This is a genomic window from Emticicia sp. TH156 (genome assembly GCF_002855535.1).
Classification (GTDB): Bacteria; Bacteroidota; Bacteroidia; order Cytophagales; family Spirosomataceae; genus Emticicia; species Emticicia fluvialis.
In genome coordinates, this window is the sequence record NZ_PKRS01000007.1 from 117,082 (window position 1) to 135,849 (window position 18,768).

Genomic DNA, 18,768 nt, shown 5'->3' on the forward strand with positions numbered 1-18,768 from the left:
GCAATGAAAAAACTGGTTGTTTTAACAGGAGCCGGCATTAGTGCCGAAAGCGGTTTGAAGACCTTCAGAGACAGTGGAGGTTTGTGGGAAAACCATAGCATTGAAGATGTAGCCACGCCCAGGGGCTGGGCCAAAAACCCAGCACTTGTATTGCAGTTTTATAACGAGCGCCGCGCCAAAGCCTTTGAGGCCCTGCCCAATGCCGGCCACCTTGCATTGGTTGCCTTGGAAGAATATTTTGAGGTATGCATTATTACCCAAAACGTTGACAATCTGCACGAGAAGGCAGGTTCTTCTCATGTACTGCATCTGCATGGAGAACTCAGTAAGGTGAGAAGTGTGATGAACAAAAACCTGATTACCGATATAGGCGGTAAAGCCATTTATTTAGGAGACTTAGCCGAAGACGGGCATCAGCTTCGCCCTCATATTGTTTGGTTTGAAGAAGAAGTACCCATGATAGAACCTGCTGCGGCAATAGCCTCAGAAGCTGATATTTTTGTTGTTGTGGGCACATCTTTACAGGTTTATCCGGCAGCGGGGCTAATATATTCAGTAGGTAAATCTGTACCAAAATTCATCGTCGACCCTTTTACGCCCGAAGAAGCAGGTAATCATAAAAACCTGACTTACATCGAAGAAACCGCAACGGTAGGCGTGCCTAAACTGGCAGAAATACTTATCAGAGATTTTCAATAGCCAACCCGGCAAACGTAGCTCCATGAAAAAAATCATTGTCACTCTACTAATGGTGCAGGTGGCGCATGCCCAAAACTTTACCAAAAAACTAGATTCTCTGCTTAAAAGCCAAACTGAAAAAGACGGAGCGGGAATGGCCGTTATGCTTATTAAAGCAGGCAAAACCATCTATAAAGATGCTTTCGGACTGGCTGATATTGCTACCCGAACGCCAATTACAGCACAAACCAGTTTCAGAATGGCCTCGGTATCCAAGCAGTTTACAGCCGCTTGCATTATTTTGCTTGAAAACCGAGGAAAATTGCGTTATGAAGACAACCTGCTGGCATTTTTTCCTGATTTTAATAAACAAACAGGCAGTAAAATAACGATAAAACACCTGCTGACACATACTTCAGGTATAACAGATTACGAAGCCCTTATACCACAGAACCAGCAACTGCAAATACTGGATGCAGATGTGCTGCAAATGTTAAAAAGCCAATCTAAAACCTATTTTGAGGCCGGCAGTAAGTTCAGGTACAGTAATTCGGGCTTTTGCCTGCTTCAACAAATTATTGAAAAGGTATCCGGGCAGAATTTTGTAACCTTTATCAAGGCAAACATCTTTGAGCCGCTAGGTCTGCAAAATACCACCATTTATGAAGCCGGCAGACCCATACCCAACCGGGCAATGGGCTATGCCCGTAATAAAGAAGGCAAACTGATTTTTGCTGACCAGAGCATTACAAGCGCCACCAAAGGCGATGGTTGTGTATATACCTCTTTAGAAGATTATGAAAAATGGTATAATGCCATATTAAACAACCAACTGTTTAACACCGAAGCCGCACTTAAAAAAACCAACTTTAAAATAGAAGGCGTAAATGACATCAGCTATGGCTTGGGCTGGTTTAACGGAAAAGGCAATAATGGTCTGGAGTTATATCATACGGGTAGTACCTGCGGTTTCAGCAATGTTGTAAACATGGTGCCGGGCAGTAAATTTCTGTTTGTCTACTTCTCAAACATAGCAGATAACCATGCCCTGGAAAAGCCCATCAGAGACCTGCTGAAAGCAGAGAAGATTGTTGATACTACCGTTAATTTTGAAAAGGCGTTGGAGTTGACCAACTAATACAAAAAAAGCCCGGCTCAATAAAGAACCGGGCTAAACTTTGAATCTATTTTCAGTTCAATTGCGCTTCCAATTTAGAAGTAAGAATGTGTTTCGGAACGGCTCCTACAATTTTATCAACCATCTGACCATTTTTGAAAATCATCAGTGTAGGAATAGAACGGATACCGAAGTTCATCGGAACATTAGAGTTTGCATCAACGTCCATTTTACCGATAATTGCTTTACCTTCATAGTCGCCTGCCATTTCTTCAACAACCGGGCCAATCATCTTACATGGTCCGCACCACTCTGCCCAAAAATCAACTAATACAGGTTTGTCAGAGTTAATCAGTTCAGCAAAATTTGCGTCCGTGATTTCAATTGCTTTATGTGCCATTTTTTATTGAATTTATACCCTTTGCCTACTGTTGGCAAAAGGTTTTTAAGGTTTAAATTTTGTTCTTACAGGACTAACAAAACCGCGTTTCAGAAAAGTTCCATCAGGCGAAAACAACATTTTCATCACCTACAATTTTCCTGAGTTCCTTCACGAAATCGTTGGTTGAAGCCACTTTAGACTTGCGCGACAACAGCAAGACATCTAACCTTTCATCGGCATCATGTACAGACAACTTGAAGTCAAACGTACCCGGAAAGCGCGAAGTAGCTGCATCAATTTCTTCAATAAGCCCTGCATTAATTTGCTGCAAACCAATAATGATTTTTATCTCTTTAAACATCTTGTTGCGTAATTCGCTTAGCAGCTCCATGTTCAAAGGTTTAAAATCCCACTCTCCTTCCCTGCCCCATTTGTTTTGCAGTTTACCCCTGATGAACAAAAACAGCCCCATGTTCAGGAATTTCGAGAAATTGACGTAGTCTTGACCGAAAAGCATCATCTCCATGCTTGAGTTGTAATCTTCCAGCTTAAGAATACCAAACGGGTTACCGTTTTTGGATTGCTTGTGTTGCACCGATGAAACCACCCCGCCTATTGTTATTTCCTTGTTCAGATTATTTGCATCAAACACCTGGTCAAGCGGCACACAGCGTTTCATTTCCATAGAGAATTCATCCAGCGGATGCCCGGAAATGTAAAACCCAACCACATCTTTTTCAAATTTCAGCTTCTGAATATCTCCCCACTCTTCGGTTGGTGCAATTTTGGGTCTGGCTATATCAAAACCAGTCCCGCCCACAGCACCAAATAAAGAATTTTGCCCGGCAGAGGCGTTTTCATGAAATTTATTGGCATATCTGATTAGCTTTTCAATCAGCGAGGTGCCGTCAGAATCTTCAAAATATTGTGCCCGGTGCAGGTCAGTAAAGCAGTCAAAAGCCCCGGCATAAGCAAAAGATTCCAGAGTCTTTTTGTTAACGGTTCTCAGGTTAACACGTGTTATAAAATCAAAAATATCGGTAAATGCCCCCCCTTTGGTTCGTTCTTCAATTACGGCATCTACGGCGGCATCGCCGGTGCCTTTAATGCCGCCCATACCAAAGCGTATTTCTCCTTTTTTGTTAACACTGAACTGCTTGTGCGACTCGTTTACGTCTGGCCCCAGAATAGGCAGGCCAATGGCCCGGCACTCTTCCATAAAGAAGGTTATCTTATCAATATTGCCTAATTGAGACGTTAACACGGCCGCCATGTATTCTGACGGATAGTGGGCTTTCAGGTAGGCTGTCTGATACGCCACAAACGCATAACAGGTAGAGTGTGACTTGTTAAAGGCATACGAAGCAAAGGCCTCCCAGTCGGTCCAGATTTTTTCAAGTACTTTTTCAGGATGCCCCTTGGCTTTGGCTCCTTCCAGAAACTGCGGTTTCAGTTTATCGAGTGTCTTCCGGTCTTTTTTACCCATTGCTTTCCGCAATACGTCGGCATCTCCTTTAGAGAACCCGGCCAGCTTCTGCGACAACAACATTACCTGTTCCTGATAAACCGTAATACCGTAGGTTTCACCCAGATACTCCTCCATATCTGGCAAGTCGTAGGTTACTTCTTCGCGGCCATGCTTACGGTTAATAAAATTCGGAATGTACGCAATAGGCCCCGGGCGATACAGGGCATTCATGGCAATGAGGTCATCCAGGCGGTCAGGTTTCAGGTCTTTCATGTATTTTTTCATACCGTCAGACTCAAACTGGAATACCGCATTGGTCTCCCCTCTCTGAAACAACTCATAGGTTAACTTATCATCCAGAGGGATGCTGTCAATATCTATTTCCACGCCATGATTCTCCTTAATCATCCGGAGGCAGTCCTTAATAATGGTCAGGTTTCGCAGACCCAGAAAGTCCATTTTGATAACCCCGGCATCTTCAATTATCTTGCCCTCATATTGGGTTATCAGCAGGTCAGAATCTTTAGAGGTAGAAACCGGCAGAATATTATACAAAGCTTCGGGGGCAATAATAATACCCGCTGCATGTATACCGGTATTACGTACGGTTCCTTCCAGTTTTTCGGCCTGCTGCAATACTTTGGCTGTCAGGTCCGCGCCGTTATACATGGCCCTCACTTTCTTCACATTTTCAATCTCATCTGGCTGCAAACCTAATTCCGAAAGACTTTTGGGTCCGTCAAGCGGGTAATGTATCAGTTTCTGAAAATCAATACCATAAGTAGGTTTATCGGGTATCAGCTTGGCAATGTAGTTGGCGTCAGCCAATGGCAATTCCATCACGCGGGCCACATCTTTGATAGACGACTTGGTGGCCATCGTACCATAAGTAATAATCTGCGCAACCTGATTTTTGGTGTATTTCTGCACCACATAGTCAATCACCTTCTGGCGGCCTTCATCATCAAAGTCGGTATCAATATCGGGCATTGATTTCCGGTCAGGGTTCAGGAAACGCTCAAAAAGCAGATTGTATTTAATGGGGTCAATATTGGTAATACCAATGCAATAGGCCACGGCGCTGCCTGCGGCGCTACCCCGGCCGGGGCCTATCATAACGCCCAGGTCTCGTCCGGCCTTGATAAAGTCAGATACGATCAGAAAGTACCCCGCAAAACCCATTGATTTGATGGTGAAGAGCTCAAAATCCAGGCGCTCCTGAACTTCAGCACCTATTTCGCCATAGCGTTTCATAGCGCCTTCGTAGGTCAGGTGTTTCAGGTATTCCCACTGGTTCATCACATCATCTGCGTGAATCTTAAATTCCGGAGGAATCGGGAAATTCGGCAACATGATGTCTCGCTTCAGTTTGAGCGTTTCAACTTTATCTACAATCTCGTTTGTGTTATCAATAGACTCCGGCAGGTCATGAAACAAGGTCGACATCTCCTGTGTTGTCTTGAAATAAAACTGGTCGTTATAGAACGCAAACCGCGTATCTCTTGATGAAGACTCGTCATCATTAAACTCCTTGGCAGAAGGTGTCGACAGTTTTTCGTTGGTATTAACACAAAGCAGAATATCGTGCGCTACCCAGTCTTGCTGGTCTACATAGTGGCTATCGTTGGAAGCAATAATTTTTACGCCGTACTTTTTGGCAAACTTCACCAGTACCTCATTTACTTTAATCTGCTCGGGTATATCATGGCGTTGAATCTCAACATAATAATCTTCGCCGAATCTGTCAAGCCACCACCTGAACTCCTTTTCTCCCTCATCTTCGCCTTTTCTTAATATGGCTTTAGGTACCGACGCCCCAATACAACAGGTAGTAGCTATAAGCCCTTCTTTATATTGCTCAATTAAAGCCTTGGTAACCCTCGGAAACTTCCCATAAAGGCCTTCAATGTAGCCTAAAGAGCAAAGTTTGGTCAGGTTTTTATATCCGGTGGCATTTTTTGCCAGTAATAACTGATGGAAACGCTGGTCTTTCTGCTCTTTGGTAAACTGCTTACGGGTGTGGTCTTCTACTACATAAAACTCGCAGCCAACAATGGGTTTTACGTTATACTTGCCGGCAGTGGCCACAAAGTCAAACACTCCAAACATATTGCCGTGGTCTGTAATGGCCATAGCGGGCATATTGTCGGCCTGTGCTTTGGCAAACAATTTTTTAATATCTGAGGCGCCGTCGAGTAATGAAAACTGCGTGTGGTTATGTAAATGAGAAAACTGCATAGTAGGTTTTTAACTGATTCAATCACACTAAATTAACTAAAATATCTGAATGAGAACCGAATATTTTTGAAGCAAATGATAAAACCCTGAATATCAATAGTCGGATTTTATAAATTTTAAGTCTTTAAAAGAACAGTTATCCGGCTTGAGAAGTTTTCAGTTTTTTTTGATTTCTATTCAGACTTTTTTTAGCAATTTTACCGCCTCCATCTATTTTGTATTTTTATAATAAAACTTTGCAAGAATTTAATATCCTGACTGATGCCTGTTAATATAAGTGAAATTGAGGCCATATTTAAGAACATAAGTAAACTTCGGGTAGGCGTAATTGGCGACTTCGCTGTCGACTTTTATTATGATATTAACTATAATACGAAGGAATTTTCGGTTGAAACAGGAAAAGAAGTATTCTGGGCAAGTAAGCCTCACTCGTCTTTAGGAGCGGCCGGAAACGTAGTTAATAACCTGAGCGCCCTGGGTGTAAACGACATCAGGGTGTTTGGCTGTGTTGGAGACGATATTTATGGCCGAGAAATGCTGAGTCTGTTCCGTTCTATTGGTGTTAACACCCGGTTTCTGAAAGTTCTGGCCCAAGACTGGGACACCTGTACTTATACCAAGCCGATGTCTGACGATGGAGAATCTAACCGGTTGGATTTTGGCACAAACAACCAGTTAGCCAATCACCTGTTTGATGAATTACTAGGCACTTTAGGAGATTCTCTTCCTGAACTAGACGTTTTAATTATTAATCAGCAGTTTCCAAACCCCTTGTTAAATCCGCAGAGGATTGCCCTGCTTAATCAGTTAATTGCTGGTTTTCCGCAATGCTTGTTTGTATCAGACCTGCGGGCTTATGGCTATTGCATCAAAAATACGATACTGAAAGTAAATACCGAAGAAATGGCAAAGCTGCTGGGTATTAAACATATTAACGAAGCTGATGAAAACGCCTGCATTACCCACGGCAAAGCGTTACAGTCGCTCATTGGCGACAGCCTCATTGTTACCCGCGGCGAACACGGCATATTATACATGGACAAACAGGAAACTAAAAATGTAAAGGCGATTCCGATTACCAGCGAGATTGACACCGTTGGTGCCGGAGATACCGTAGTGGCTGCATTTTCTGCTACAAGAGGTTCAGGGGCAACCATTGAGCAATCGCTTGAAATTGCCAACCTGGCCGCTGCCGTAACAGTGCAGAAACTCAGACAAACCGGCACGGCAAGTCCATCAGAAATCCTAAACGTTTATCATAAGTATTCAACCCTTAAATAATCAATTATAAACCTATGTACTCAAAAGAGACTGCGCTGCAACTGCGCAACGAAATAAAAGACTACCTGAATACAGGCCTGCTGCCTTTCTGGATTAAAAGAACAGTTGATAATCAATACGGAGGATTCCTGACACACTTTGACCAATACGGAAATGACTCAGGTGAAGACGAAAAATCGCTCATAGCTCAAAGCCGCTCGGTGTTTACTTATTCGTCTGCCCACAGAGCCGGATACGGTGATGGTAAGCTGGCCGAAATGGCACGTCATGGGGTAGATTTTCTTTTGAACAAAATGTGGGACGAAGAGTATGGCGGTTTCTATTGGATGGTAAACCGTAAAGGTGAAGTTACCTGCGACGAGAAAATTGTTTACGGCCACAGTTTTGCCATTTATAGCTTAAGTGAATATACCCTGGCAACCGGCGACCCACGTGGCCGTGAGTATGCCGAAAAAGTATTTGATTTATTGCAGGTGCATGCAGTAGATACCTTTTACGGCGGCTATTGGGAAATGTTTTTAAGAAACTGGGACTTAAAAGGCCCTGGCGCTGCCGGTGGAGACCGCAAGACACTAGACGCCCACATGCACTTAATGGAGGCCTTTACCACCCTTTATGAGTGCACAGGCAAGCAGGTACATCGTCGTAAATTGCTTGAAATAATAGAATTATTAACAACTAAGGTTATGCACCCGCAGTATGGCACCGGTATTCCGCAGTTCTGGGCTGACTGGTCGGTGGCGCCGCAGATTAAATTTGATATTGTATGGGGTTGGGACCGCTTTACAGAAGACGGACAAAAAGCCGCCGCAGAAGACAACACCAGCTATGGCCACAATTCAGAGTTTGCGTGGTTACTCATGCACGCACTGGATATTCTGGGCCTACCTTATGACACCCATCGCGAGCAGATTATAAAATCTTTCAATCACTCGGTAACTTATGGTATCGACTGGGAGTTTGGCGGCGTTTATGTTGAGGGTTCTCATGCCGGCGAGGTGTATGACCGCGAGAAGGAATTCTGGCAACAGGCCGAAATGCTGATTGGTATGCTGGATGCCTTCAGATACCTGAAAGACGAAAAATATTGGGAGGCCTACGTAAACGTACATCGTTTTGTGTTTGATAAAATGATTAACCATGAACTGGGAGAATGGTGGCCGTTAATGACCCGCCAGGGCGTACCTATCTGGAAGCACATGAGCCACTCGTGGAAGATAAACTATCATGATGTACGCTCTATGGTACAATCTGTGGTGCGATTAGACAAGATTTTGAACTCAAATTTGTAAAAACAAGATTTCTATTGTATTTTTGCACCCCAATTTACTTTTTTTGTTCAATACTTAAAGTTCAATACAATGCCAAAACAAAAAACCAATTCTGGAGCAAAAAAACGCTTCAAAATTACAGGTACAGGCAAAATCAAGCGTAAACACGCTTTTCATAGCCACATCCTGACAAAAAAATCTAATAAACGTAAAAGAAACCTGGTTTCAGCTACGCTTGTTAGCCCGGCAGATACCAACCGTATCGAGTCGTTATTAAGTATGTAATGGTAGTCTGTGTAAGACTCTTACAATGGTTCAATTGTTTCACCCGATGAATGGCACCAAAGAGTAAAGATGAAAGTCTGAACCGCCAAAGTCAAAAAACTAAAAATTAAAATGCCTAGAAGTGTAAATCACGTTGCCTCAAGAGCAAGACGTAAAAAAGTTTTAAAATTAGCCAAAGGCTATTACGGACGTCGTAAGAACGTTTGGACGGTTGCTAAAAACGCCGTTGAAAAAGGTTTGGCTTATGCTTATGAAGGTCGTAAGCAAAAGAAAAGAAGTTACCGTCGTTTATGGATTGTTCGTATCAATGCAGGGGTTCGTCCGTTAGGAATGTCATACTCTGTTTTGATTGACAAACTAAACAAGGCTGGTATTGAATTGAACAGAAAAGTATTGGCCGACTTGGCTTTGAACCACCCTGAGGCGTTCAGAGCTGTAGTTGAGAAAGTAAAATAAGAAGCAGGTTTAAATCTGTAATAAGGGGTATCAATTTCATTGGTACCTCTTTTTTTGTGGTAGTTGTCAGCTTTCAATAATCAGGGTTTTCAGCCCTTTCCATTTGCCTTCGGCATCTTTGCCAATCAGGTAGGCCTCAATTTCTACCCTGCCCGCGCGCAGGTATTCCAGCTCTGTCAGGTTTTCTTCCATAATCTTTTTTATAGTTGCAAACTTTTCAGCGCGTTCAATTTCATAATCAGTCCACCAGTCTTGTTTATTAAGTACCACGTCAAAAAACTTTTCCCAGGGCATTGTTTCTACCCTTTCGTTGGCAGGCAACCCAATGTATTTTCTGAAAAGAATAATATTAAACGGGGCCTGATGGTCGGCCTGCCAGTCAATAACTTTTAGCCTTTCATCAGACTCACTGGGGTATAACAATCCTTCCACACATTCTTTCAGCATGTCTACAACTGACTTTCTGGCCAATGCGGCTTCTCTTGAAGATTCAGCAGGGTTACGGTTAATTTTTGTTTCCATTGTTTACGCTTTTTGAAAGCATGAGGAACTGACAAAGTATAGCTATTTACTAATATGGTCTAAAAGTAACTAAAAATAATAATATTATATTGAAACAGGCTAACAAAATAAATAAAAAATTAAAATTTACTTTTGTGGCCGAACCTTCCGGGCAACAGGGCTGATTCATACTTATCAGGTAAGTATTGTTTTTTCTGCGTCATTTCACCAGCTGCTCACTTAAAAGTACATAAGAGATGCGTCAATGGCAGATTTACTGATGAAAGAATGGAGAATCATTGGCCAAAAAATCTTATTGATGGCCCCCTATTCTACTGACATACTGCCAATCTGTCAGTTTTTTCTGCCAAATAAGGGCTTGGCACGTCCATTGATGAAATAGAATTAAACTATTCTGAATTAATTTACTGAAATATCAATATGGGAAAAATTATTGGAATTGACTTAGGAACAACAAACTCATGTGTGGCTGTAATGGAAGGTAATGAACCAGTGGTTATTGCCAACAGTGAAGGCGCCCGCACAACTCCTTCAATCGTTGCATTTTTAGAAAATGGTGAGAAAAAAGTAGGTGCTCCTGCTAAGCGTCAGGCTATCACCAATCCTAAAAATACAATTCAATCTGTTAAACGTTTCATGGGTAAACGTTTCAATGAGGTTAGTGCAGAAATGAAAACAATTGCCTATGATGTAGAGCAGGGTGCAAACAACACGCCGCGTGTCCGCATAGGTGACCGCCAATATACTCCTCAGGAAATCTCGGCTTTCATTCTTCAGAAAATGAAACAAACCGCCGAAGATTATCTGGGAACAACCGTGAGCGAAGCCGTTATTACGGTTCCTGCTTACTTTAACGATGCTGAGCGTCAGGCCACTAAAGAAGCGGGTATCATTGCAGGTCTTGATGTAAAACGTATCATTAACGAGCCTACAGCCGCAGCATTGGCCTATGGCCTTGACAAACAAGGCAAAGATATGACCGTTGCCGTGTTTGACTTAGGTGGTGGTACATTTGACATCTCGGTTCTTGAATTAGGTGATGGCGTATTTGAAGTTAAAGCAACCGACGGCGATACGCATTTAGGTGGTGATGACTTTGACCAGGTGATTATCGAATGGCTTGCCGATGAATTTAAAAAAGATGAAGGCATTGATTTACGTCAGGATGCCATGGCGCTTCAACGTTTGAAAGAAGCAGCCGAAAGAGCTAAAATAGAGTTGTCAAGCTCAACTCAGACAGAAATCAACCTGCCTTATATCTTCCCGGTAAATGGTATTCCAAAACACCTGGTAAGATCTTTAAGCCGTGCCAAATTTGAACAACTGGCAGATAGCCTTATCCAAAGAGCTATGGAGCCTTGCCGCAGAGCCATTAAAAACTCAGGCTTAAATGTAAATGATATCGACGAAGTGATTCTGGTTGGTGGTTCAACCCGTATCCCTCGCGTTCAGGAAGAAGTTGAGAAGTTCTTTGGCAAAAAACCATCCAAGAGCGTAAACCCTGACGAAGCCGTTGCCATTGGCGCTGCCATTCAGGGTGGTGTATTAACAGGCGAAGTAAAAGACATCCTTTTGCTGGACGTTATCCCGCTTTCATTAGGTATTGAAACCATGGGCGGCGTGTTCACCAAAATGATTGAAGCCAATACAACGATTCCGACCAAGAAAAACGAGGTATTCTCAACCGCAGCCGATAACCAGCCGTCTGTTGAGTTGCATATCTTACAAGGCGAACGCCCAATGGCATCGCAAAACCGTACATTAGGTCGTTTCCACCTTGACGGAATACCACCTGCACCACGCGGAGTACCTCAGATTGAAGTAACTTTTGACGTAGACGCCAACGGTATCCTGAATGTAACGGCCAAAGATAAAGGCACTGGTAAAGAGCAAAAAATCCGTATTGAGGCATCGTCTGGCTTGTCAGATGCCGAAATCCAGAAAATGCGTGATGAAGCCAAAGCCAACGAGGAAGCCGACAAGATTGAAAAAGAGAAAATTGAAAAAGTAAACGCGGCCGATACGATGATTTTCAGCACCGAAAAACAATTGAAAGAATACGGCGACAAGTTATCGGCAGGTAATAAATCGGCTATCGAAGGTGCGCTGGCAGAGCTAAAAGCTGCTCATGGTACCAGAGACCTGGCCGCAATTGATGCCGCTATGGAGAAAATAAACACTGCATGGCAGGCTGCATCGCAAGAGATTTATGCGGCCGGTGCTGCACCAACCGGCGAGCCGACAGCCAGCACAGGCGGCGCAACCGGTGGCGGTAACAACGAAGATGTAACAGACGTAAACTACGAAGAAGTAAAATAAGTAGTTACGCATAGTATAACCACGAAAAACTCTCTTGGCAACAAGGGAGTTTTTTTATTGCCCATGCAGAAGAATCCTGCCTGACATTACATTTTTTTTACGCATCTGCTATTAATATTCATTAATAATGTAAGTTTGCAATAGATACTATTGTTATTAAAAGGTTATTTATTCAATCAGGTAAACCTATAAATCAATTCAATGAAACACGAAAATTCAACCTCACGAAGAAAGTTTTTACAGCAAATTGGTGCAACCAGCTTAGTGGCCGGCGCCACACCGTTTGCATCTTTAGCGAATCAGGAAAAAGCAGAAGAACGCATTTTAACCTATGACAAAAAGTTTACAGCCAACGACAAAGTAAGAATTGGCGTTATTGGCTTTGGTGTTCAGGGGCATTATGACTTAAATTCGGCACTTAAAGTTCCGGGTGTAGAATTAGCAGGTATTTGCGACCTGTATCCGGGCAGACTCGAAAATGCCAAAGAACTATATGGCAACGACCTTTTTACTACCAGAGATTACAGAGAGATTCTGGATAAAAAAGATATTGACGCCGTTTTAATCTGTACTACTGATATTTGGCATGCCCGCATTACGCAAGACGCATTGGCAAAAGGCAAGCACGTTTACTGCGAAAAACCCATGGTTTATAAAATCAGTGAGGGGTATCCGGTAATGGCTGCCGCCAAAAAATCGGGTAAAGTGGTGCAGATAGGTAGCCAGCGTGTAAGTAGTATTGGCCTGGCAAAAGCAAAAGAACTATTGGCTGCCGGCGAGATAGGTAAACTGAATATGGTTAATGCCGTATATGACAGGCAAAGCTCTATCGGTGCCTGGGAATATACAATTCCGAAAGATGCCAGTGCTGAAACTACCGACTGGGATAAGTTTATATCAGTTACCGGAAAGAAAATACCTTTCGATGCCAAAAAGTTTTTCTGGTGGAGGGCCTTTAAAGAAGTAGGTACCGGTGTGGCAGGAGACCTGTTCATTCACCTGTTGAGTGGCACACACTTTATGACTAATTCTAAAGGACCTGAAACCATAGTAAGTACGGGTCAATTCAGTTATTGGAAAGACGGCCGCGATTTACCCGATGTGATGTCTGGTGTTATGCAGTATCCTGATACAGCCGAGCATGCCGCTTTCCAGTTAACACTTCAGGTAAACTTTATAAGTGGAACAGGCGGACAGGAAGTAACGCGCCTGATTGGCTCAGAAGGAATAATTGATGTACAGGGCAATAACATTACTGTAAAACGCAGCATTATGCCAGAAGCCCCGGGCTTTGGCGGTTATGATTCACTTTTCACATTCTCAAAAAGCATGCGTGAAGAAATGCAGAAAGAGTATGATGCCAAATGGACTCCGGAACAAAGAAAGAAAAGAACAAAACCTGAAATCGTTTTCAGACCCCCGGCTGGCTATAATGAACACGTAGATCACTTCACCAATTTCTTTGATGCCATCAGAACAGGAAAACCTGTGGTTGAAGATGCCGAATTTGGCTTCAGAGCTGCCGCTCCTGCCCTGGCTTGCAACGAAAGTTACCTGAACAAGAAAATTGTAAAATGGGACCCCGTTGCCATGAAACTGGTAAAATAAATTTCAGGTATTATAAACACAACAAAGGCTGCCCCAAAAGAGCAGCCTTTGTTGTGTTTATCTTTATTAAAAATTAATCGGCCTTTGTGAAATGAGACGTACGGCCAATGATAGAAATACCTATAAAACCCCTCACATCCAGTCTGGTTGGGCTTGCCAGGGTCAGTTTACACGAATACGTCTTGCCGTTTTTAGGGTCATAAACTTCTCCGTCTTCCCAGGTTCCTTTGCCGGTTTGTTTAAAGTTCTTCAGGTTAACAAGGCCGATGATTGGTCTGCTTCTTAATTTTTCATCCGGATTCTGCTTGTCGGTACGGGGCTTACCGTTTTCCGTAGGCTCCTGCAGCCAGACAATCTTACCAAAAATTTTATCTCCCTGTTTAAAAAACTGAATCTTGCCGCTCTTTTCGTCATTATACCAGGTACCCTGAGTAATGTCTTGAGCAAAAGCCAGTTTTGAAATGAAAAGTAAAGTAAAAATTAAAGATAGTTTTTTCATGTTTTCTTAAAATGTTACTTAGTTTCAGAAAGTAATGATTGATTGAATTGTTTAATAATCAGATAAATAATGAGGGTGGTTAACATACCCACCAATGCCCCGGCTAGCAAATCAGTAGGATAATGTACTCCAACATATATACGACTATAAGATACTAAAATTGCCCACGCAATAAGAAAATATTTCCATTTGATGTTCTTCGGGCAAATCAGGATAAACGCCAGCATCAGCGCAAAACTATTGGCGGCATGGCTGGACGCAAAACCATATTGCCCACCACAACCACCAACTATATGCACCAGATGCCCGATGGTGGGGTCATGACATGGCCTGAAACGCGCAAAATACGGCTTCATAAGCCCTGAAGTTATCCGGTCCGACAAACCCACTGCTGCCAGTATAAAAACCAACTTATAAAAGGCATTAGGCCTTAGTCTGGTAAACAGGTAAAAGATAATAAAAACATAAAGTGGTATCCAGGTCAGCCGGTGCGTTACGGCAAACATAATGGAGTCCCAGAATGGACTATGAAATCCATTCAGCCATAAAAACCAGCCATATTCAGCATTCCTGATTGTCTCAATCATATCAATTAAAGCCTAAAACCTTGCGTACATCTTGTATGGTTTTTCTGGCAATTTCACCCGCTTTTTCTTCTCCGGCTTTCAGTTTCTTTTCCAGGGCATCTTTGTCATCCATATAAAAATTAAACAATTCTCTTTCTTTCTCAAATCGTTTCATAATCAGTTCAAACAATGCCTGCTTGGCATGGCCATAGCCATAACCGCCCTTCAGATAATTCTGGCGCATGGTTTCCACTTCAGTTTCACTGGCTATTAAAGAATACAGTTTGAAAGTAATATCAGTCTCAGGATTCTTGGGTTCTTCCAGCGGAGTACTATCTGAAAGTATTGATTTGATAGATTTCAGCAATTGCTTCTCCGGCAAAAAAATATCAATGTAATTGTTATAAGACTTACTCATTTTTGAGCCGTCGGTACCGGGTATCACCATTACAGTTTCATCAATCAATGGCTCTGGTAGTGTTAAAATCTCACCGAAAGTGCGATTAAATGCCGCAGCAATATCTTTTGACATCTCAAGGTGCTGTTTCTGGTCTTTACCAACAGGCACAAAATTGGCATGATACAGCACGATATCGGCCGCTTGCAGCACTGGGTAAGTAAAAAGCCCGGCGTTTACATCAGACAGCCTGTCTGATTTATCTTTGAAAGAATGCGCATTGGCCAGCATCGGATACGGTGTCTGGCAACACAAGTACCACATAAGTTCAGTATGGTATCCGGCCAGACGCGACTGGCGGTAGAAAAAGTTTTTATCGGCATCAAAACCACAGGCAAGCCATGCCGAAGCCACAGCACGTGTATTGTCGGCAAGCGTTTGCGGGTTTTTCACGGTTGTCATAGAGTGAAGGTCGGCAATGAAAAGAAAAGATTCAGTGCCGGGTTTTTTAGATTGCTCAATTGCAGGTAAAATAGCCCCAAGAATATTACCCAGATGCGGACGGCCACTTGCTTGAATACCTGTCAGAATTCTTGTCATGATTTTATTATAATAGTTTCAATAATTACACCTAATTTGGGGCAAAAATAGACAATTTACCAATGCCTAATCAACATACACTTCAATTTTTAAAAAATCTGGAAGAAAACAATAACCGCGAGTGGTTTCAGGCAAACAGGAAAGATTATGAAATAGCCAAACAAGAGTTTGAACACTTCTGCCAGGAGGTACTCAATGGTTTATGTGCATTTCAGGAAGACTTATTAAACACCAGAGTAAAAGATTGTATATTCAGAATCAACCGGGACATCCGTTTTTCAAAAGATAAGTCGCCTTACAAAAACCATTTTTCTGCGGCCTTTGGCCCCGGTGGCAGAAATTCGGGCCGGATTGATTTCTATCTGCAGGTTGAAAGCGGCAACCGGTCTTTATTAGGTGGAGGCATGTGGGAACCAACGGCGGCACATCTGGCCAGTTTCAGGCAGGAGATTGACTACAACCCCGAACACCTGAAAGGCATAATATTCAATGAAACTTTCAAAAGCTATTACAACCAGGTGTCTGCCCAAAAAGTAAAACTCGTACCCAAAGGCTATACAGCCAATCACCCCGATATTGAGTTACTGAAGTGCAAAACGCTGTTTTATAATCATCAATATCCTGACACCGAAGTTCTCAGCCCCAACTTTGCAAAAGAGGTAGTCAAAGGCTGTTTTATACTAAAGCCCTACCTCGACTACCTGAACGAACTTTTCTATAATAACGCCTAGTCAATACTTGTCAGTATTACATCGCAGGCATGCTTAATTTCGTGTTCGTTAATAATTAAAGGCGGCGCTATGCGCATGGAGTTATCGCAATACAAAAACCAGTCGGTTATTACTCCCTTGCTGATGGCTCTGTCTATAATTGGTTTCAGCACATCAAAGCTTTCAAATTCGACAGCCATCATCAGGCCTTTGTTTCTTATTTCTTTTATTTTAGGGTGAACCAGGTACTGCCTGAAAAGCCCGGCTTTCTTTTCTATGTCAGCCAGCAGGTTCTCTACAAAAATCGTATTCAATGTAGCCAATGATGCCGCACAGCTTACCGGATGCCCGCCAAATGTAGTAATATGCCCCAATATAGGATTATCTTTAAAAACGCCCATTATCTGATGCGGAGCAATAAACGCACCGATGGGCATACCACCGCCCATACCCTTGGCACATAGCAAAACATCAGGCCCCACGCCGTATTGCTGAAACGCCCAGAAAGACCCGGTTCTACCAAAGCCAGACTGTACCTCATCAAATATCAGGAGCGTACCGGTTTCGGTGCATCGGTCTCTTAATTGCCTTAAATAGCCTTCTTCTGCCGGGCAAACTCCAGACTCCCCCCCTACCGGCTCAAAAAACACAGCGGCTGTCTGGTTGGTTATTTTTTCAAGGTCTGCAAACAGGTTTCTTTCAATCTTGCTGATGGACGGCAGCAAAGGCCTGAAATTGGTTTTGAAATGCTCATCACCCAACGACAAAGCCCCCTGCGTAGAACCATGATAAGATTTATGGCATGATATAATCTCTGCCCTGCCGGTAAATCGTTTTGCCAGTTTCATGGCGCCCTCCACTGCCTCGGTTCCAGAATTGGTAAAGTAAACGTTATCCAGCGCATTGCCGCCAGGCGTTTTAAAAGCCTCAAGTGTTTTTACTAATGCCTGTGCCAATAATGCCTGTGGTTGCTGCACGTATTCGCCATAAACCATCAGGTGCATGTATTTATCTACCTGGTCTTTAATGGCCTTCACCACATTGGGGTGCCTGTGACCAACATTACTTACCCCAATGCCCGATATTAGGTCTATATATTGTTCGCCATTCTTGCCATACAGATATATGCCTTCTGCGCTTTCTATTTCGAGTGCAAGCGGAAAGTCCGACGTCTGCGCTATATTCTGTAAAAATATTTCTCTGTGGTTCATCTGGTGCTTCGCTGATTATGCTGCAAATTTGATACAAAAAAAACTCGCAAGCAAAGCTCGCGAGTTTTACGTACTAACCTATTATTTATGAGTAGATATTTACTCCATCATTTAAAATCTTTATGCTTTCATGGCTTACAGCTTTTATTTTAAAAACTGTAACTACACTTTCGATTAATGCTAAAAAAGTAATTAACTGTTAATTGGCATTTATCCTCATAATCCCACAGCATAAAGGGCAATCCACTACCCTGCTTTCAATTACAAAGACGAATCTCTGACTGAAAAGGATGCACAATATTAATCATAACAAGAGGTGTTCTAAAATACTATCGACAAACTACCTGATTTTTGCGACGATTATTTACCTCCAATCCGACGCATTAATTCTTCGGAGAACTGCTCGCTGACAGGTATCTGGTGCGTACCGATACTGATTTTTAAATTACGGATGGATTCAATCTTATTGAGTGATACGATGAAAGATTTATGGACCCGCATAAACGGCAGTGCAGATAGCTTTTCTTCTATGCCTTTCATGGTCATGCGGGTAATGACCGGGCGGCTTTGTGTAGCCAGAAATATCTTGATGTAGTCTTTTAGTCCTTCTATATAAAGAATGTCATTATAGCGGATTTTAACAAGCGAATACTCTGCATTTACAAAAAAATGCTCTTCAACAGTAACCGGCGACGGCGCCTGATGGCTTACGGTTTTTAGTTGATACAACTCATGTGCGCGGTTGCAGGCTTTCAGGAATCTTTCAAAAGAAACAGGTTTAAGCAGATAATCTATAACGTTCAGCTCAAAACCCTCAAGGGCAAATTGTTCATAAGCCGTTATAAAAATAACCATCGGGTTGGTTACCAGGCTTTTCAAAAACTGGACACCGGTAATACCCGGCATTTGTATATCTAAGAAGAGTAAATCTATCTGACGCGACTCTGCCTTTTCTTTTTGAATTAACTGTATGGCTTCAAAAGCATTTCTGCAACGTCCCACCAGCTCCAGATACGGCACCTGTCTGATATTATCTTCCAATAAATCTAAAGCTAAGGGTTCGTCATCAATGGCTATACAACGCATATTCTAATTTTTTTTATTGATAATAAAAGCTTAAGCCTATGGCCTAAGTTTTCTCTAATTTGGGTACAAACCTA

At 42.6% G+C, this 18,768-nt stretch carries 17 protein-coding genes; 9 read left to right on the forward strand and 8 right to left on the reverse strand.

The window, feature by feature from the left end; translation table 11 throughout:
- The first annotated feature begins 3 nt into the window (after positions 1-3).
- Both C0V77_RS14165 and C0V77_RS14170 read left to right on the forward strand, forming a co-directional pair.
- Complete coding sequence (locus C0V77_RS14165) at positions 4-699, forward strand: Sir2 family NAD-dependent protein deacetylase (protein ID WP_101726994.1); 696 nt, start codon at positions 4-6, stop codon at positions 697-699.
- A gap of 22 nt (positions 700-721) precedes the next feature.
- Entirely contained in the window at positions 722-1,816 is a 1,095-nt protein-coding gene (locus tag C0V77_RS14170; RefSeq protein WP_101726995.1) for a serine hydrolase, read from the forward strand.
- Positions 1,817-1,868: 52 nt separating this feature from the next.
- Here the strand turns inward: C0V77_RS14170 and trxA are convergent, their stop codons facing one another.
- Positions 1,869-2,195, reverse strand: coding sequence for a thioredoxin (gene trxA / locus C0V77_RS14175; RefSeq protein ID WP_101726996.1), 327 nt, complete (start codon positions 2,193-2,195; stop codon positions 1,869-1,871).
- Between the two features lie 103 nt (positions 2,196-2,298).
- Positions 2,299-5,883 carry a DNA polymerase III subunit alpha gene (gene dnaE / locus C0V77_RS14180; protein WP_101726997.1) on the reverse strand — a complete coding sequence of 1,195 codons (3,585 nt, stop codon included), beginning with the start codon at positions 5,881-5,883 and terminating at the stop codon, positions 2,299-2,301.
- Positions 5,884-6,144: 261 nt separating this feature from the next.
- Between dnaE and C0V77_RS14185 the strand changes: the two genes are divergently transcribed.
- From C0V77_RS14185 to rplT, 4 genes are all read left to right on the forward strand, one after another.
- Positions 6,145-7,164 (forward strand): bifunctional heptose 7-phosphate kinase/heptose 1-phosphate adenyltransferase, encoded by a 1,020-nt coding sequence (locus C0V77_RS14185; protein WP_101726998.1) that lies wholly within the window; start codon positions 6,145-6,147, stop codon positions 7,162-7,164.
- 14 nt (positions 7,165-7,178) lie between these two features.
- Positions 7,179-8,456, forward strand: a complete 1,278-nt coding sequence (locus C0V77_RS14190) for an AGE family epimerase/isomerase (protein ID WP_101726999.1) — start codon at positions 7,179-7,181, stop codon at positions 8,454-8,456.
- A 69-nt stretch (positions 8,457-8,525) separates the two neighbouring features.
- A complete protein-coding gene (gene rpmI, locus C0V77_RS14195) occupies positions 8,526-8,720 on the forward strand; it encodes a 50S ribosomal protein L35 (protein WP_101727000.1) in 195 nt (64 codons plus the stop codon).
- A 111-nt stretch (positions 8,721-8,831) separates the two neighbouring features.
- On the forward strand, positions 8,832-9,176 hold the full coding sequence (gene rplT / locus C0V77_RS14200) for a 50S ribosomal protein L20 (RefSeq protein WP_101727001.1): 345 nt from the start codon (positions 8,832-8,834) through the stop codon (positions 9,174-9,176).
- Positions 9,177-9,242: 66 nt separating this feature from the next.
- Here the strand turns inward: rplT and C0V77_RS14205 are convergent, their stop codons facing one another.
- Complete coding sequence (locus C0V77_RS14205; RefSeq protein WP_101727002.1) at positions 9,243-9,698, reverse strand: nuclease A inhibitor family protein; 456 nt, start codon at positions 9,696-9,698, stop codon at positions 9,243-9,245.
- Between the two features lie 420 nt (positions 9,699-10,118).
- On the opposite strand from C0V77_RS14205, the gene dnaK reads away from it, so the two are divergent.
- Together dnaK and C0V77_RS14215 are read left to right on the forward strand one after the other, a co-directional pair.
- Complete coding sequence (dnaK, locus tag C0V77_RS14210) at positions 10,119-12,017, forward strand: molecular chaperone DnaK (protein ID WP_101727003.1); 1,899 nt, start codon at positions 10,119-10,121, stop codon at positions 12,015-12,017.
- Between the two features lie 201 nt (positions 12,018-12,218).
- Positions 12,219-13,625, forward strand: a complete 1,407-nt coding sequence (locus C0V77_RS14215) for a Gfo/Idh/MocA family protein (RefSeq protein ID WP_101727004.1) — start codon at positions 12,219-12,221, stop codon at positions 13,623-13,625.
- Positions 13,626-13,698: 73 nt separating this feature from the next.
- Here the strand turns inward: C0V77_RS14215 and C0V77_RS14220 are convergent, their stop codons facing one another.
- From C0V77_RS14220 to trpS, 3 genes are read right to left on the reverse strand one after another with little or no spacing between them, the layout of a single operon-like run.
- Positions 13,699-14,124, reverse strand: a complete 426-nt coding sequence (locus C0V77_RS14220; protein ID WP_101727005.1) for a DUF2147 domain-containing protein — start codon at positions 14,122-14,124, stop codon at positions 13,699-13,701.
- Between the two features lie 14 nt (positions 14,125-14,138).
- On the reverse strand, positions 14,139-14,711 hold the full coding sequence (locus C0V77_RS14225; protein WP_101727006.1) for a phosphatase PAP2 family protein: 573 nt from the start codon (positions 14,709-14,711) through the stop codon (positions 14,139-14,141).
- A 1-nt stretch (position 14,712) separates the two neighbouring features.
- Positions 14,713-15,687 (reverse strand): tryptophan--tRNA ligase, encoded by a 975-nt coding sequence (gene trpS / locus C0V77_RS14230; protein ID WP_101727007.1) that lies wholly within the window; start codon positions 15,685-15,687, stop codon positions 14,713-14,715.
- Positions 15,688-15,749: 62 nt separating this feature from the next.
- Between trpS and C0V77_RS14235 the strand changes: the two genes are divergently transcribed.
- Complete coding sequence (locus C0V77_RS14235) at positions 15,750-16,418, forward strand: DUF2461 domain-containing protein (protein WP_101727008.1); 669 nt, start codon at positions 15,750-15,752, stop codon at positions 16,416-16,418.
- On the opposite strand, the gene C0V77_RS14240 is transcribed toward C0V77_RS14235, so the two are convergent.
- Both C0V77_RS14240 and C0V77_RS14245 read right to left on the reverse strand, forming a co-directional pair.
- A complete protein-coding gene (locus C0V77_RS14240) occupies positions 16,415-17,608 on the reverse strand; it encodes an aspartate aminotransferase family protein (protein WP_101727009.1) in 1,194 nt (397 codons plus the stop codon). The genes C0V77_RS14235 and C0V77_RS14240 overlap by 4 nt on opposite strands.
- Before the next feature lie 360 nt (positions 17,609-17,968).
- Positions 17,969-18,694, reverse strand: a complete 726-nt coding sequence (locus tag C0V77_RS14245) for a LytTR family DNA-binding domain-containing protein (RefSeq protein ID WP_101727010.1) — start codon at positions 18,692-18,694, stop codon at positions 17,969-17,971.
- Positions 18,695-18,768 lie beyond the last annotated feature (74 nt).